Source organism: Uruburuella suis (assembly GCF_004341385.1).
In the GTDB taxonomy this organism is placed as follows: Bacteria; Pseudomonadota; Gammaproteobacteria; order Burkholderiales; family Neisseriaceae; genus Neisseria; species Neisseria suis.
Genome location: NZ_SLXE01000019.1, coordinates 36,084 through 50,618, shown reverse-complemented (window position 1 = coordinate 50,618; position 14,535 = coordinate 36,084). Strand labels below are relative to the sequence as shown.

13 protein-coding genes are annotated in these 14,535 nt (G+C 56.0%); 11 read left to right on the top strand and 2 right to left on the bottom strand.

All coding sequences use genetic code 11. The annotated features are described in order from the left end of the window. Positions 1 to 215: 215 nt before the first annotated feature. The 9 genes from speA to rlmH all read left to right on the top strand — a co-directional run bounded on the left by speA (position 216) and on the right by rlmH (position 7,716). Positions 216 to 2,123, top strand: coding sequence for an arginine decarboxylase (speA, locus tag EV680_RS07925; protein ID WP_132954207.1), 1,908 nt, complete (start codon positions 216 to 218; stop codon positions 2,121 to 2,123). Positions 2,124 to 2,148: 25 nt separating this feature from the next. After that, the gene (locus EV680_RS07920; protein ID WP_132954206.1) at positions 2,149 to 2,898 is read left to right on the top strand and encodes a class I SAM-dependent methyltransferase; all 750 of its coding nucleotides are present in this window, start codon (positions 2,149 to 2,151) and stop codon (positions 2,896 to 2,898) included. A gap of 123 nt (positions 2,899 to 3,021) precedes the next feature. Beyond that, complete coding sequence (locus EV680_RS07915) at positions 3,022 to 3,921, top strand: NUDIX hydrolase (RefSeq protein ID WP_132954205.1); 900 nt, start codon at positions 3,022 to 3,024, stop codon at positions 3,919 to 3,921. A gap of 245 nt (positions 3,922 to 4,166) precedes the next feature. Further along, positions 4,167 to 4,604, top strand: a complete 438-nt coding sequence (gene hpaR / locus EV680_RS07910; protein WP_132954204.1) for a homoprotocatechuate degradation operon regulator HpaR — start codon at positions 4,167 to 4,169, stop codon at positions 4,602 to 4,604. 8 nt (positions 4,605 to 4,612) lie between these two features. After that, positions 4,613 to 5,113, top strand: a complete 501-nt coding sequence (gene hpaC / locus EV680_RS07905; protein WP_132954203.1) for a 4-hydroxyphenylacetate 3-monooxygenase, reductase component — start codon at positions 4,613 to 4,615, stop codon at positions 5,111 to 5,113. A 289-nt stretch (positions 5,114 to 5,402) separates the two neighbouring features. Continuing rightward, the gene (locus tag EV680_RS07900; protein ID WP_132954202.1) at positions 5,403 to 5,975 is read left to right on the top strand and encodes a beta-class carbonic anhydrase; all 573 of its coding nucleotides are present in this window, start codon (positions 5,403 to 5,405) and stop codon (positions 5,973 to 5,975) included. Positions 5,976 to 6,005: 30 nt separating this feature from the next. Next, positions 6,006 to 6,617 (top strand): nicotinate-nucleotide adenylyltransferase, encoded by a 612-nt coding sequence (gene nadD, locus EV680_RS07895; RefSeq protein WP_132954213.1) that lies wholly within the window; start codon positions 6,006 to 6,008, stop codon positions 6,615 to 6,617. Between the two features lie 67 nt (positions 6,618 to 6,684). Next, on the top strand, positions 6,685 to 7,083 hold the full coding sequence (rsfS, locus tag EV680_RS07890; RefSeq protein ID WP_132954201.1) for a ribosome silencing factor: 399 nt from the start codon (positions 6,685 to 6,687) through the stop codon (positions 7,081 to 7,083). 162 nt (positions 7,084 to 7,245) lie between these two features. Further along, positions 7,246 to 7,716, top strand: coding sequence for a 23S rRNA (pseudouridine(1915)-N(3))-methyltransferase RlmH (gene rlmH, locus EV680_RS07885; protein WP_132954200.1), 471 nt, complete (start codon positions 7,246 to 7,248; stop codon positions 7,714 to 7,716). Between the two features lie 300 nt (positions 7,717 to 8,016). On the opposite strand, the gene EV680_RS07880 is transcribed toward rlmH, so the two are convergent. After that, on the bottom strand, positions 8,017 to 8,523 hold the full coding sequence (locus EV680_RS07880; protein ID WP_132954199.1) for an ACP-like domain-containing protein: 507 nt from the start codon (positions 8,521 to 8,523) through the stop codon (positions 8,017 to 8,019). A gap of 114 nt (positions 8,524 to 8,637) precedes the next feature. Between EV680_RS07880 and dxs the strand changes: the two genes are divergently transcribed. Both dxs and EV680_RS07870 read left to right on the top strand, forming a co-directional pair. After that, positions 8,638 to 10,524 (top strand): 1-deoxy-D-xylulose-5-phosphate synthase, encoded by a 1,887-nt coding sequence (gene dxs / locus EV680_RS07875; RefSeq protein ID WP_132954198.1) that lies wholly within the window; start codon positions 8,638 to 8,640, stop codon positions 10,522 to 10,524. A 107-nt stretch (positions 10,525 to 10,631) separates the two neighbouring features. After that, the gene (locus EV680_RS07870; RefSeq protein ID WP_132954197.1) at positions 10,632 to 12,032 is read left to right on the top strand and encodes an L-serine ammonia-lyase; all 1,401 of its coding nucleotides are present in this window, start codon (positions 10,632 to 10,634) and stop codon (positions 12,030 to 12,032) included. Positions 12,033 to 12,362: 330 nt separating this feature from the next. On the opposite strand, the gene EV680_RS07865 is transcribed toward EV680_RS07870, so the two are convergent. Continuing rightward, complete coding sequence (locus EV680_RS07865) at positions 12,363 to 14,519, bottom strand: polysaccharide biosynthesis tyrosine autokinase (protein ID WP_132954196.1); 2,157 nt, start codon at positions 14,517 to 14,519, stop codon at positions 12,363 to 12,365. Positions 14,520 to 14,535: the final 16 nt, after the last annotated feature.

The following is a 14,535-nucleotide window of genomic DNA, read 5'->3' as shown; positions in this document are numbered from 1 at the left end:
GCTCGCAAGGTGTTCAACCTTGCTGTGCTTTTCGCCTTGCAGCCACGCTTTTGCGCTCAAAATCTTACTCGCGGATGAATTGTGAACAGACCCTAAGAAATGCCCAGGCCGTCTGAAAGGGCTTTTGTGCGCCGGCGGCCGGATTATTCCGTGCGCACAAACGCGATATGTTATGATGCGCTTCATTTGACAACACCATTTTCGAGGGTAAAGAAATGTCTTGGTCTGCTACCGACAGTGCAGCTTTATACGGTATCCGCCATTGGGGCGACCGCTATTTTTCTGTGAGCGACGACGGTCATGTTGTGGTGAAACCCAACGACAACAGCGAGGTAACTGTGGATTTATACGGGCTCGTGGCCGAGTTGAACGAGCGCGGCCAAGATCTGCCGATGCTGTTTCGCTTTCCCGATATTCTGCAAGACCGTGTGGCGCGTTTGTGCGCCGCGTTTAACCGCTCTATCCGCAAAAACGATTATCAGGGGCGCTACACGGCGATTTACCCGATTAAGGTCAACCAGCAGGAATCGGTGGTGAAAAACATCATCGTGCCGAAAAACGATGAGGTTTCCATCGGGCTGGAAGCCGGCTCCAAGCCGGAATTGATGATTGTGCTGGCGTTTGCGCCCAAAGGCGGCACCATTGTGTGCAACGGCTATAAAGACCGCGAATTCATCCGCCTCGCCCTGATGGGGCAGCGCTTGGGGCACCAAGTGTTTATCGTGATTGAAAAAGAATCGGAAGTGGATTTGGTGATTGAAGAATCGGCCAATCTGGGCGTGAAAGCCAATATCGGCCTGCGCGTGCGCCTCTCTTCGCTCGCTTCGAGCAAGTGGGCCGACACCGGCGGCGACAAAGGCAAATTCGGCCTTTCCGCCGCGCAGCTGATTTCAGCCGCCGAAAAGCTCACCGCCGCAGGCTTGGCCGACACGGTGAAGCTGATGCATTTTCACATGGGCTCGCAAATTTCCAATATTTCCGATTACCGTTTGGGCTTTAAAGAGGCGGTGCGCTATTTTGCCGAGCTGCGCGAATTGGGGCTGCCGATTGAATATGTAGACGTGGGCGGCGGCTTGGGCGTGGATTACGACGGCACCCACTCGCGCAATGAAAGCTCGATTAATTACGATATCGGCGAATATTCACATGTGATTGTGTCGATGCTGGCCGAATATTGCAATGAACACAATGTGCCGCATCCGGGTATTTTCTCGGAATCCGGCCGCGCCATGACGGCGCATCATGCCGTGCTGGTGATGAATGTAACCGATGTCGAGCGTCTGCCCGATCAAGTGCCTGAAATCACCGACGAAGAAGATTTGTCGTTTGCCACCCAAAAGCTGATTGCCAAGCTGCACGATGCCGATGATCGTGAAATGGTGACCGAAACCTATTACCGCATCGGCCATTACCTCACCGAAGTGATCGGCCTCTATCTCGAGGGCAAAGTGTCGCTGCGTGAAAAAGCGCTGGCCGAGCAGCTGCACGCCGTGCTCTGCCACCGCCTGAAAAGCCAGCTGCAAGCCGGCCAGCGCTCGCAGCGACAGGTGTTTGACGCGCTCACCGATAAATTGGCCGATAAATATTTCTGCAATTTTTCCGTGTTTCAAAGCCTGCCCGACACCTGGGCCATCGGCCAAGTGCTGCCGATTATGCCGATACACCGCCTGAACGAAAAGCCCGGCCGCCGCGCCGTGCTGCAAGATCTCACCTGCGATTCAGACGGCAAAGTGCGCCAATATGTGGACCAGCAAAGCATCGAAACCAGCATGCCGATTCACGAGCCGCGCGCAGGCGAGCCTTACCTTTTGGGCGTGTTTATGGTGGGCGCGTATCAGGAGATTTTGGGCGACATGCACAACCTTTTCGGCGACACCGATTCGGTGAATGTGTATGTGCGCGACGACGGGCGTGTGGAATACGGCGGCATGGAAGAGCACGACACCATTGAAGACATGCTGCGCTATGTGCACTTATCGCCCGAAGAAGTGCTCAATAAATTTGAAGAAAAATCGCGTTGGGCCCGGCTTGGCAAGGCCGAACACAACCTTTATTTTGCCGAATTCTGCCGCGGCCTCAAGCAAAGCTCGTATTTGAGCCTGGAAGCACATGAGCATGAATAAGCCTGCCGATAAGGCCGTCTGAAACATGGCCGGGATTTATTTTGCCGCCGTAGCCGCTGCGCCGGTGCATGAATTGGCCGAACGCTTCGGCCTGAGCCGGCTCAATGCGCCGCCGCTGGCAGGCGAATATCTGCTGGCCGATGCCGAGGGCATTGCCTTGTGCCGTGCGGGCGAAAAAGGGCGCGTGCAGGTGGATTTTGCCGGCGGCGCCGCGCAATATCGGCGCACCAAAGGCGGCGGCGAATTGCTGGGCAAGGCGGTTAACCACAGCGCCGCACCGCGAGTGTGGGACGGCACCGGCGGCTTGGGGCGCGATGCTTTTGTGCTCGCTTCGTTGGGGTTGGCGGTGAACGTGTTTGAACAGCATCCCGCCGTGGCCTGCTTGCTGGCCGACGGCCTGCGCCGCGCCGCCGCCGATGAAGAAACCGCCGAAATCGCCGCACGCATCACGCTGCACCACGGCGACACCTGCGCGCTGATGCCGGCATTGGCCGCTGCGCAGGGGCGGCCGGATGTGGTGTATCTCGACCCGATGTATCCCGAGCGCAAAAAAGCGGCGGCGGTGAAAAAAGAAATGGCTTATTTCCACGGCCTTGTGGGCGCGGCGCAAGATGAGGCCGCGCTTTTGACCGCCGCCCGTGCCGTGGCCAAAAAACGCGTGGTGGTGAAGCGGCCGCGTTTGGGCGATTTTTTGGCACAAGCCGAGCCAGCTTATCAATATGCCGGCAAAAGCACCCGTTTTGATGTGTATTTGCCGGATGCGCCGGTGTTGTAAACCGATTTTCTTTGCAGGCCGTCTGAAAAAACAGTTTTTCAGACGGCCTTTGATTTAAGTGGCGGTAAATAGTACGGAATTTGCTACAATTGCCGCTTCTTTTAATTTTTACCGGCAATCAACATGACCCGCTCCGATATTCCCGTTTTCACGCAAGCGCTCAGTCGCGCCGAACAAGATGCTTTATGGCAATGGGTGCAGCGCCAATTTGCCTGCCCGAGCGAGGGCTGGCAGCGCCTGCTGCTCAATGGCATGCCCTTGGGGCGGCTTGATGCAAAATGGGCAGCACAAGTGCGTCAAGATTGGCCTTTGCACCAACAACACAGCGAAGCGGCGCTGGCGCTTGATGCGGGAAGCTGGCTCGAAATGGCTGATGCCTTGCAACACATGGCCGCCACTTGGCACAAGCTGGGGCTGCTCGGCGGCTGGCGCAATGAAAAATTCGATGTGCGCGATGAAAAAGGGCAGGCTTTATTTGCATTGGAACGCGCCGCCTTCCGCCCGCTCGGGCTGCTGAGCCGCGCCATACACATCAACGGGCTGGCGTGTTGCGACGGCGAATGGCGCTTTTGGATCGGCCGGCGCAGCCCTTATAAAGCAGTAGACCCCAACAAGCTCGATAATTTGGTGGGCGGCGGCATCAGCAGCGGCGAGTGCGTGCAAACGGCCATGTTGCGCGAAGGCGAAGAAGAAGCGGGATTGAGTGCGGCGCAGCTGCAACACGCCCGTGCCGGCCGCCGCTGCTTAAGCCTGCGGCCGGTGTCGCGCGGGCTGCACCGCGAGGAATTGCACATTTTCGATGTGGTGTTGCCCGAGGGCGTGCAGCCGCAAAACCAAGATGGCGAAGTGGCCGAATTTATGCTGCTCTCCGTGGCTGAATTGGCCAAAGCGATGGCAGAAGGCCGTTTGATGAACGATGCCTTGCTGGCCACGCTCGATGCCTTCGGCCGCTACAGCCTGCTCGACCCGCAACACGAGCTGGCGCAATGGCTGGCGCGCATGGGTTTGTTTGAAGATGATTGAATACGCTTTGGCCGTATGCGGCAAAAAAAGCGGCTTATTTCCCCTCAGCCGGCAGCGGCCGGCCGGCTTTTGTCTGTCATCTTGAATGAATTTGAATGAGACAGGCTTCTAAGCAGGCATAAAAACAATTTTTTGCCTTTACATTGTGGTTTTTCTTGTTTTAGAATAAGATTCATATATAAACATAAAAACAGAGATTTTTGCTTCGCTTCGTCACTTGCTACCAGAAAGGCTGGCGTTTTATTATGACCGCGCAATCCAAACATGCATCCATTAATATCAGCCTGATTCAGGCCCGCGAAGCATTGATGGCCCAATTTCGTCCGATTTTGAACAATGCAGGCATCACCGACCAGCAATGGCGCATCATCCGCCTGCTGGCCGAAAACGGCACGCTTGATTTTCAAGATTTAGCCAATCAGGCCTGCATTCTGCGCCCCAGCCTCACCGGCATTCTCACCCGCTTGGAAAAAGTGGGCTATGTGGTGCGCTTGAAGCCTTCCAACGACCAGCGCCGCGTGTATTTGAAGCTCACCGGCGAGGGCGAAAAGCTGCACCGCACCACTTGCGATCAAGTGGACGCGCGCTATGATGTGATTGAATCGGTGCTGTCGAAAGACAAACTCAAGCAACTGCAAAGCCTGCTGGGTGAATTGTCTGCCATCGGGCAGCACATCGACTGATCTGATTCATGACTGACAACACGCCGCTGAAACAGGATTTCCGCCACGCAATGGCCTCATGCGCCGCCGGCGTGCATGTGATCACCACCGATGGCGCCGCCGGCCGCTACGGCATCACCATGACGGCGGTGTCGTCGATTACCGATGAGCCGCCCACGGTAATGCTCTGCATCAACCGCAGTGCCGCCATCATTCCGATACTTCAAACCAACCGCGATTTGTGCATCAACGTGCTCTCCGCCGGCCAGCAAGATGTGGCCGAGCATTTTGCCGGCATCACGCAGCTCTCGCCCGAAGAGCGCTTCGAATACCATATCTGGCATCGCGGCGGCAGTGGCCAATTGCAGGTGGAAGGTGCGCTGGCGCATATGCACGGGCGCATCGTGGCGCAACACGATATCGGCACCCATTGCGTGTTTTACGTTGAAATCAGTGAAATCAAAGTGCACGATGCCGAGCGCGCACCGGCTTTGGTGTATTTCCGCCGTCATTTTCACGGATTAGCGTAGAGGCTGTTTACAATCCATTTCGTGGCAATCTTTTGACTCAAAAACGCGCCTGCTGCGTTGAACATGCTCGAAGGTGCTCAGCTTTGCGGCATTTTCCGCCTTGCAACATGCTTTCGAGCCGCCTTTGGGCGGCTTTGCCATTTTGTCGGCAGCCGGTGCAGGAAACCGTTATAATAGCCAACCTTCGGCGCGCATCCATATCAAAACCTCACATTCGGGCAGCCGGGCGGTTTTCAGCGGCCGAGTGCCGCAGCTTGCGCTGATAAACGTTTATCCACAGGACACATGCATGAGCATATTAGAAGAAGTTCTCGATTTTAATCAGGAATTTGTTGCATCAGGCGAATATGCCCAGTTTTTCAGCAATAAATATCCCGAGCGGCAGCTGGCGATATTGTCGTGCATGGATGCGCGCATGGTGGAGCTGCTGCCGCGTGCGCTGGGCTTGAAAAACGGCGATGCCAAGTTGATTAAAAATGCCGGCGCGGTGGTCACGCATCCGTGGGGCTCGGTAATGCGCAGCCTGCTGGTGGCGGTGCTGGAATTAAAGGTAAAAGAAATCATGGTGGTGGCACATTATGATTGCGGCATGCGCGGCCTGAATGCCGATGCTTTTCTGGGCAAGGCGCGCGAGCAGGGCATACCCGACGACCGCGTGGCCACTTTGCGCCATGCCGGCATCGATCTCGACGGTTGGCTCACCGGCTTCGATAATGTGGAAGACAGCGTGCGCCACACCGTGGGCATTATCCGCCGCCATCCGCTGATGCCCGATAATGTGGCGGTGCACGGCTTGGTGATTCACCCGGCCACCGGCAAGCTTAATTTGGTGGTGGACGGCAAAACCGGCAGCACGGCTTAAACTTTTTTCAGACGGCCTGTATTAAAAATGATGAAAAATATCGGACTTTTCGGCGGCACTTTCGACCCCATCCACAACGGCCATCTGCACATTGCGCGTGCGTTTGCCGATGAAATCGGGCTGGATAGCGTGATTTTTCTGCCCGCCGGCGACCCTTACCATAAAGAAGCGAGCGCGGGCGGTGCCGATGCGCGCGCGCGCCTGCACATGGCCGAGCTGGCTGTGGCCGACGAGCCGTGCTTTGCCGTGAGCGATTGCGATGTGGTGCGCGAGGGCGCTACCTATACCTTTGACACCGTGCAGATTTTCCGCCAGCATTTTCCCGCCGCGCAATTGTGGTGGCTGATGGGCATGGACAGCCTGATGCAGCTGCACAAATGGAAAAAATGGCAAACGCTGGTGCGCCACACCCACATTGCCGTGGCCGCCCGCGAAGGTGAAAACCTTGCCCAAGCGCCGCGCGAATTGCACGGCTGGTTGGGCGAAGCGCTGCAACAGGGCAGCCTTAAGCTTTTAAATGCGCCGATGTGCAACGTGAGCTCCACCGAAATCCGCCGCCGCGCCCGCTTGGGCGAATCGCTGGCCGGCCTGGTCGATCGCCGCGTTGAGCGCTATATCGAGCAAAACCATCTTTACCGCTAAACCTTTCAGACGGCCTCATGCCTTTCTTTAAAAATGCCGTCTGAAACTTTTTAAAATAGGAAACCGAATGAACGAACAAGAGCTGCAAGATTTGCAAAAAATGCTGGAAATCGCCGTGAGCGCTTTGGAAGACGTAAAAGCCAAAGACATCGCCGTGCTCGAAACGCAAGAGAAAACGCCGCTGTTTGCGCGCATGATTATCGCCAGCGGCGACAGCACGCGCCAAGTGCGGGCGCTGGTCAACAACGTGGCCGTGGATTTGAAAGCCGCCGGCTTCGAGATTTTGAGCACCGAAGGCCAAGAGGGCGGCGAGTGGGCGCTGGTGGATGCCGGCGATTTAGTGGTGCATGTGATGCTGCCCGCCGTGCGCGATTATTACGATATCGACACCCTGTGGGGCGGTGAGAAACCTTCGTTCCACCCTGGTGCCGCCAAACCGTGGCATGCCGCCGATTCGCAATCATAAAAGGTTTCAGACGGCCTTTGCTGCCAAGCTTCTGCCTGTCTATTCAAAAGCCAAACCGGTTGTTTGAACTTGCCGTTGTGCCGCTTTTTCAAACGGCATTATGCGGCCACAATAAGGGTTTGTCGGGATAAGGCATAGAAAAGGCCGTCTGAAAAAAATGCCATGAACATTACTGTATTGGCTGTGGGCACCAAAATGCCGCGCTGGGTGGATGAAGCCGTGGCCGAATATGCCAAGCGCTTCGGCCGCGATGTGCATTATGCGCTCAAAGAAATCAAGCCCGAAAAGCGCGGCGCCGGTGTGAATGCTGTACAAGGCATGGCCGCCGAAGAAAAGCGCCTGCTCGAAGCCATTCCGCCGGGCGCTTTTTTGGTGGTGCTTGATGAGCGCGGCAAAGCGCCCACCTCGGTGGAGCTGGCCGGCCATTTGCAACGCTGGCAGCAAGAGGGCGAACACGTTTGCTTTATCATCGGCGGTGCCGACGGCATGACCGAGCATTTAAAGCAGCAGGCGCGCCTGATGATGCGGCTCTCCAGCCTCACGCTGCCGCACGGCATGGTGCGCGTGCTGCTCACCGAGCAGCTTTACCGCGCGGTGTCGATTTTGCATAACCATCCTTATCACCGCGAATAATACCAATTCAAAAAAATAATATACAAATAGGCAGCCTGTAGGTCGGATTCTCGAATCCGACACTTGTTCGCAGAACAAGGCACGCACATCGCTTTGGCCGTTGGTCAAATGTCGGATTCAAGAATCCGACCTACGCGGATGATGCCGCCGAACTGTTTTTATTTTGTAAGGTTATTTTTTAGAATTGGTATAAAGCATATTTATGCAAGTGGTTTGAAATGGGTTTATCATTTGCAACCAGGCCGTCTGAAAGCAAAAATCTTTCAGACGGCCTTTTCTTTATGTAACCAAGCACGCTGCTCAGCTTGCCGGCGCGCAGTTTTTCACCAAAATATTATCCACCGGCAGGCTCTCGCCATTGATTTTCTGCTGCTCTTGTTGAAACAGGAAGCCGTTGTCTTCTTTATAGAAATCGGCGCGGTGCAGGTTGCTGATTACCCAGCTGTAGCTGCCGCCGCTAAACGCGGTGAGGTCTTCATTGCTTTGCACGCCGTCGTATTGCAGCGTGAGCGTGTGGCCATCGATTTTCACTTGTGCCACGGCGGTGGCTTCGCCGGCATGGTAGCGCGCTTGCAGGGTTTTGCCGCCGTCGCAGCGGTAATCCTGCCATTTGGCGTCGTTGATTACAGTTTGGTGTTCGGCCGGCGCAATATCGGTGAGGCCGGAGGCGGCGGCATCGCCGGCGGCAACGGTGCTTGCAGCCGAAGCGGCGGGTGCTGAAGCGGCCGGCGCTTCGTTTTGCGCCGGCGCGCAGGCGGCCAGCGCCAGCAAAATGGCGGCCGGCAGGGAAAGTTTGATGGTGTTCATCCGCATTCCTGTATCGCAAATCGTTAACGCCTGCAGGATAACACAAAAGCGCCGTAACAATCTCTGCTATAATCGCGCCTTACACCTTGTTTCAGTATAAAAAAGAGCCGCATTATGAGCCCGACACCGCTGCTAGACACCATCACCCTGCCGCAAGATTTGCGCGCCCTCAGCCGAAACCAGCTGCCGCAAGTGGCCGAAGAACTGCGCGCTTTCCTGCTGGAATCGGTGGGAAAAACCGGCGGCCATTTCGCCAGCAATCTGGGTGCGGTGGAGCTCACGGTGGCGCTGCATTATGTGTATCACACGCCGCAAGACAAATTGGTGTGGGATGTGGGCCATCAGAGCTATCCGCATAAAATCCTCACCGGCCGCAAGAGCCGCATGGGCAGTATGCGCCAATATGGCGGCCTGGCGGGCTTTCCCAAACGCGCCGAATCGGAATACGACGCTTTCGGCGTGGGGCATTCTTCCACTTCTATCGGCGCGGCGCTGGGCATGGCGGTGGCCGACAAGCTGGCGGGCAACGAGCACCGCAGCGTGGCCATTATCGGCGATGGCGCGATGACAGCGGGGCAGGCGTTTGAAGCGCTCAATTGCGCCGGCGACACCGATGTAAACCTGCTGGTAATACTCAACGACAACGAAATGTCGATTTCCCCCAATGTGGGCGCGTTGCCCAAATATCTGGCCACCAATGCCGTGCGCGATATGCGCGGCGTGTTGCACAGCTTCAAACAGCAGTCGGAAAAAGTGCTCAATATTCTGCCCGGTGCGCTTGAAATCGCGCAAAAAGTGGAAAATAAAATCAAAACCATCGCCAGCGAAGCCGAGCATGCCAAGCAATCGCTGTCGCTTTTTGAAAACTTCGGCTTCAACTACACGGGGCCTGTGGACGGCCACGATGTCGAGCGCTTGGTGGAAGTGCTGCAAGATTTGCGCGGCAAAAAAGGCCCGCAGCTTTTGCATGTGATCACCAAAAAAGGGCAGGGCTACAAGCTGGCTGAAAACGATCCGGTGAAATACCATGCCGTGTCGACGCTGGCCAAAGAAGGCGATGCGCCCGTGGCACCCGTGCCGCCGCCCAAGCCCACCTACACCCAGATTTTCGGCCAATGGCTGTGCGACCAAGCCGCCGCCGATGAGCGGCTGGTGGCTATCACGCCCGCCATGCGCGAGGGCAGCGGGTTGGTGGAATTCGAGCAGAAATTTCCCGAGCGCTATTTCGATGTGGGCATTGCCGAGCAGCACGCCGTCACTTTTGCCGGCGGTTTGGCCTGCGAAGGCGCCAAGCCGGTGGTGGCGATTTATTCCACTTTTTTGCAGCGCGGCTATGATCAATTGGTGCACGATGTGGCGCTGCAAAACCTGCCCGTGCTCTTTGCCGTGGATCGCGCCGGCATTGTCGGCGCCGACGGCCCCACGCATGCGGGCGTGTATGATTTGAGCTTTTTGCGCTGCCTGCCCAATATGGTGGTGGCTGCGCCGAGCGATGAGCAGGAATGCCGCCTGCTGCTTTCCACCTGCTATCAGCTCGATGCGCCTTCTGCTGTACGCTATCCGCGCGGCTCGGGCAAAGGGGCGAAAGTTTCAGACGGCCTCGAAACCGTGCCGGTGGGCAAAGGCGTGTTGCGCAGGCAAGGCAGGCAAACCGCCATTTTGGCTTTCGGCAGCATGGTGCAGCCGGCCTTGGCCGCCGCCGAAGAATTGAATGCCACCGTGGCCGATATGCGCTTTGTGAAACCGCTTGATGAAGCCCTGATTGTAGAATTGGCCGCTGAGCACGATTATTTGGTCACTATTGAAGAGAATGCCGTGCAAGGCGGCGCGGGCAGCGCGGTGTTGGAAGTGTTGGCGAAGCACAAAATCTGCAAGCCCGTGCTGGTGTTGGGCGTGCCCGATCAGGTCACCGAACACGGCGACCCCAAGCAGCTGATGGCCGATTTGGGTTTGAGCAGCGAGACCGTGCTGGCGCAGATTCGGCGCTGGCTGGCGGCATAGCAAGCCATTAAACACAGGCCGTCTGAAAAGCTGCAAAGCGTTTCAGACGGCTATTTTGTTTCCTGCTATAGTGAGGCATTCTTTATATTTCAGGCGGCAAACGCACTATGATCAGTATATTCGATATTTTCAAAATCGGCCTGGGGCCGTCCAGCTCGCACACGGTGGGGCCGATGAAAGCTGCCGCTGCGTTTGCAGAGTGCTTGGCGCAGCAAGGGCTCATCGCGCAAACCGAGCGCATTATGATTGAAATCTACGGCTCGTTGGCGCTCACCGGCCAAGGCCACGGCACTTTTGATGCGCTCTTGCTCGGGCTGGAGGGCAGCTTGCCGGAAGAAATCGATTTGGCCGCCATTGCCGAGCGGCTCTCACGCATCCGCGCACGGCAGCAATTGCAGCTGGGTGCGCGCACCATCACTTTTAATGTGGAACGTGATTTGCACATTCTCGGCGGCGAGAGCCTGCCCAAACACCCCAACGGCTTGCGTTTTCACGCTTATGCTTCAGACGGCCTCGAATTGTGTGCACAAGTATATTATTCGGTGGGCGGCGGCTTTATCGTAACCGATGAAACATTCGGGCAGGAAGCTGCGGCCGCGGCCGAAGTGCCGTATCCGTTTCACAGCGCCGCCGAATTGTTGGCGCAATGCCGCCGCGAGCAGCTCAATATTGCCGAAGTGGTGCTGGCTAATGAAATGGCTTTGAGCGGTGAGAGCGAAGATAAGGTGCGCGCGCGCGTGGCCGCGGTGGCCGAGGCGATGGAAGCCTGCATCAAGCGCGGGCTGGGTTCAGACGGCCTGTTGCCGGGCGGCCTGAATGTGCGCCGGCGCGCGCCGCAATTGGCGGCTAAGCTGCGGGTGTTGCGTGAGGCGGAAATTGTTAACACGCAATTATGGCCGATGGTGTATGCCATGGCGGTAAACGAGGAAAACGCCGCCGGCGGCCGCGTGGTGACTGCACCCACCAATGGCGCGGCGGGCATTATTCCGGCGGTGCTGCATTATTACCGCAAGTTCAACCCGCATACCACGCAGGCGCGGGTGGAAAATTTTCTGCTCACCGCCGGCGCCATCGGCATTCTGTATAAAACCAATGCTTCGATTTCCGGTGCCGATGTGGGTTGCCAGGGCGAAGTGGGCGTGGCCTGTTCGATGGCGGCCGGTGCTTATGCCGAAGCCATCGGCGGCACGCCCGCGCAAGTGGAAAATGCCGCCGAAATGGCGATGGAACACCATTTGGGCCTCACTTGCGACCCGGTGGGCGGCCTAGTGCAGATTCCCTGCATCGAGCGCAACGGTATTGCGGCGGAAAAAGCGCTCAAATTGGGTGCGCTGGCCTTGCTGGAAGACGGCCACGATAAAAAAGTGTCGCTCGATATGGTGATTCAAACCATGTTGCAAACCGGCCGCGACATGAAAGCCACTTATAAAGAAACCTCGCTGGCCGGGCTGGCAATCACCTTGCAGCAAGAAGCGGTGCCGGTGTCGGTGCGGGTGGTGGAATGCTGATGCAGTAATGGGCGCGGTTGGATTAATACCAATCCAAAAATAACCTTACAAAATAAAAGCAATTCGGCAACATCATCCGCGTAGGTCGGATTCTTGAATCCGACGTTTGGCCAACGGCCAAAGAGATGTGCGGCCTTGTTCTGCGAACAAGTGTCGGATTCGAGAATCCGACCTACAGGCTGCCTGTTTGTATATTATTTTTTTGAATGGGTATAAAACCCCATGTGCCGATAATGAAAAAGGCCGTCTGAAAAGCTTTCAGACGGCCTTTTTCATCATGCATACGTTTACGTTTCAGTGTATACGGTTGCCGCTGCTTGAGCCGGAAGGTTATGTTTTTTGAACATATTTTGCATAAGCGTAATAGCTGTAAACATCTTGCGCATTTCTGTCCAAGCCGTTGAAAATCACGCCTTTTACCGGCACGTTGTTTTGTACGAGTTTGGCGGCGCTTCTGTCGAGCTCGAGTGCGGTGGTGGATTCATAACGCGCCACCAACAAGGTGATGCCGGCCATTTGACCAATGATGGTGGCATCGGTTACCGACAATACCGGCGGGGTGTCAATAATGATGTGGTCGTAGCGCGGTTTGGCCCATTCGAGCAAGGCGCGCAGACGGTTGCTCATCAAGAGCTCGGAAGGGTTGTCGGGCAAAGTGCCGTGGGTGATGATGTCTAAGTTCGGCGTTTGCGTGGGCTGCATGGCCTGGGATGGGGTGATTTGGCCGGAAAGAATTTCAGCCAAGCCTTGTTCGGCAGGGGCTTCGAATAATTGGTCGAGATAACCTTTGCGCATATCGGCATCAATCAGCAGCACTTTCTTTTCCGATTGCGCCATTACGATGGCCAAGTTGGCGGCAATAAAGGATTTCCCGGCTTCAGGTGTGGCACCGGAAATCATCAGGATGTTGTTTTTGGCATCCATAATTGAAAAATAAATGCTGGTGCGCAACGAGCGTATGGCTTCCACGGTAACATCGGTCGGCTCGGCTTGAGCCAGCAGATATTTGGCGGCAGCTTGTGCGGGCTTTTTCAGCTTGGCCAAGCTGCCGCTTTGTTCCGCTTGGGCATCGGATTTGGGAATGATGGCCAACACTTCCAAATTCAGGGCTTCGATTTCATCGGGCGAGGTGAGGGTGCGGCGCACGGCACCACGGAATAAATACCAAGCTGAAGCCAGCATGCCGGCGGTGAGCGCCGAGAGCAGGGTGATCATGGCCTTGCGCGGCTTGATGGGGCGCTCGGCGGTCATGGCATGATCGACCACGCGCACGTTGCCTTGTGCGCTGGCCTGCATAATATTGAGCTCTTGCTGCTTATTGAGCAGCTGCACATAGGTAGCCTGATTGGTGTCGACATCGCGGGTGAGGCGGATCACTTCTTGCTGGATATTGGGCAATTCCGAAATTTGGCGGTTGATTTTATTTTTGGCCTGATTCAATACGGAGAGCTTGTCGAGCACGGCTTTATAGGTGGGATGTGCGGGCGTATAAAGCTCGGCCAGGCCGGCTTCTTCGGTTTTCAAGCCGGTGATTTGGGTTTCGATGGCCACCAGGCTTTCCAATGCGCCTTTGGCTTCCACCGGAATATCCAGCGAGCCGCTGCGGGTGCGGTATTCGTTGAGGCGGTTTTCTGCATCTTCCAGATTGCGCTTCAGGCGCGGTAATTCTTCGCTGATAAAGGCCAAGCCTGCGGCGGCCACCTGAATATCGCGGTCTTTGTTTTGGCTGATGTAGTTGTCGATGATACTGTTGAGTGTGCGCTGAATTTCTTCAGGTTCGGTGCCGGTGTAGCCCAAATTGATGATGGGGCTGGTTTTGCCTTTGCTGATGACGGAAAGGTTGTTGTAGATATTTTGGATGGCGCTAAGCTTGGTGTTTTTGATGAGCGCGAATTCCTGGCCGCTCTCAGCCAAAATCTGGTTGACTTGGATGGTGGTTTGCGGGTTGATTCTCAAGGCTTGGCCAACCGTGCCTTCAGCGGTGGTGCCGTCCGGCAGCTTAAGCGTGTAGTGTTTGTTGTCGGTGGCTTTCAGAATGATGGGTTGATTAAGCCATTCAGTTTCCACCGTAAAGGTGTGCAGCGTAAGTTGTGGATCAATATCGCTGCTTAAATTGTGCAGCATGCGGCCGAGCAAGGGAAAGTATTTGGGTTTGACCACTTGATCCAAATGCAGATCGTCAACGGTTTTGCCCACCACCAACCGGGATTGCACCAGCTCTATCTCCACTTCGGAAGGCGAGGGCTCGTTGCTGAACATGCTGTTGATTTCGGTGAGAATCTGGTTTTGCTTGGTTTCGATTTCCAACATGGCATCAGCACGGTAAACCGGCGTGCTGGCAACGCTGTAGAGGGCACCCAAAAAGGCACCGGCCAGCACGGCTGCGGCGATGGGATATTTGTGGTTGATCAAGCGGCGCAATTGCTGGCTTAAATCGATTTCACCCTGGACTGAATTTTGATTTCGGGAAGCATTTTTTGTTGACATACGGAAAGGGTTCCTG

Excerpts from the sequence above, each read along its gene's own strand:
- speA (WP_132954207.1), top strand. The coding sequence starts at position 216 with ATGTCTTGGTCTGCTACCGACAGTGCAGCTTTATACGGTATCCGCCAT.
- EV680_RS07920 (WP_132954206.1), top strand. The coding sequence starts at position 2,149 with ATGGCCGGGATTTATTTTGCCGCCGTAGCCGCTGCGCCGGTGCATGAA.
- EV680_RS07915 (WP_132954205.1), top strand. The coding sequence starts at position 3,022 with ATGACCCGCTCCGATATTCCCGTTTTCACGCAAGCGCTCAGTCGCGCC.
- hpaR (WP_132954204.1), top strand. The coding sequence starts at position 4,167 with ATGACCGCGCAATCCAAACATGCATCCATTAATATCAGCCTGATTCAG.
- hpaC (WP_132954203.1), top strand. The coding sequence starts at position 4,613 with ATGACTGACAACACGCCGCTGAAACAGGATTTCCGCCACGCAATGGCC.
- EV680_RS07900 (WP_132954202.1), top strand. The coding sequence starts at position 5,403 with ATGAGCATATTAGAAGAAGTTCTCGATTTTAATCAGGAATTTGTTGCA.
- nadD (WP_132954213.1), top strand. The coding sequence starts at position 6,006 with ATGAAAAATATCGGACTTTTCGGCGGCACTTTCGACCCCATCCACAAC.
- rsfS (WP_132954201.1), top strand. The coding sequence starts at position 6,685 with ATGAACGAACAAGAGCTGCAAGATTTGCAAAAAATGCTGGAAATCGCC.
- rlmH (WP_132954200.1), top strand. The coding sequence starts at position 7,246 with ATGAACATTACTGTATTGGCTGTGGGCACCAAAATGCCGCGCTGGGTG.
- EV680_RS07880 (WP_132954199.1), bottom strand. The coding sequence starts at position 8,523 with ATGAACACCATCAAACTTTCCCTGCCGGCCGCCATTTTGCTGGCGCTG.
- dxs (WP_132954198.1), top strand. The coding sequence starts at position 8,638 with ATGAGCCCGACACCGCTGCTAGACACCATCACCCTGCCGCAAGATTTG.
- EV680_RS07870 (WP_132954197.1), top strand. The coding sequence starts at position 10,632 with ATGATCAGTATATTCGATATTTTCAAAATCGGCCTGGGGCCGTCCAGC.
- EV680_RS07865 (WP_132954196.1), bottom strand. The coding sequence starts at position 14,519 with ATGTCAACAAAAAATGCTTCCCGAAATCAAAATTCAGTCCAGGGTGAA.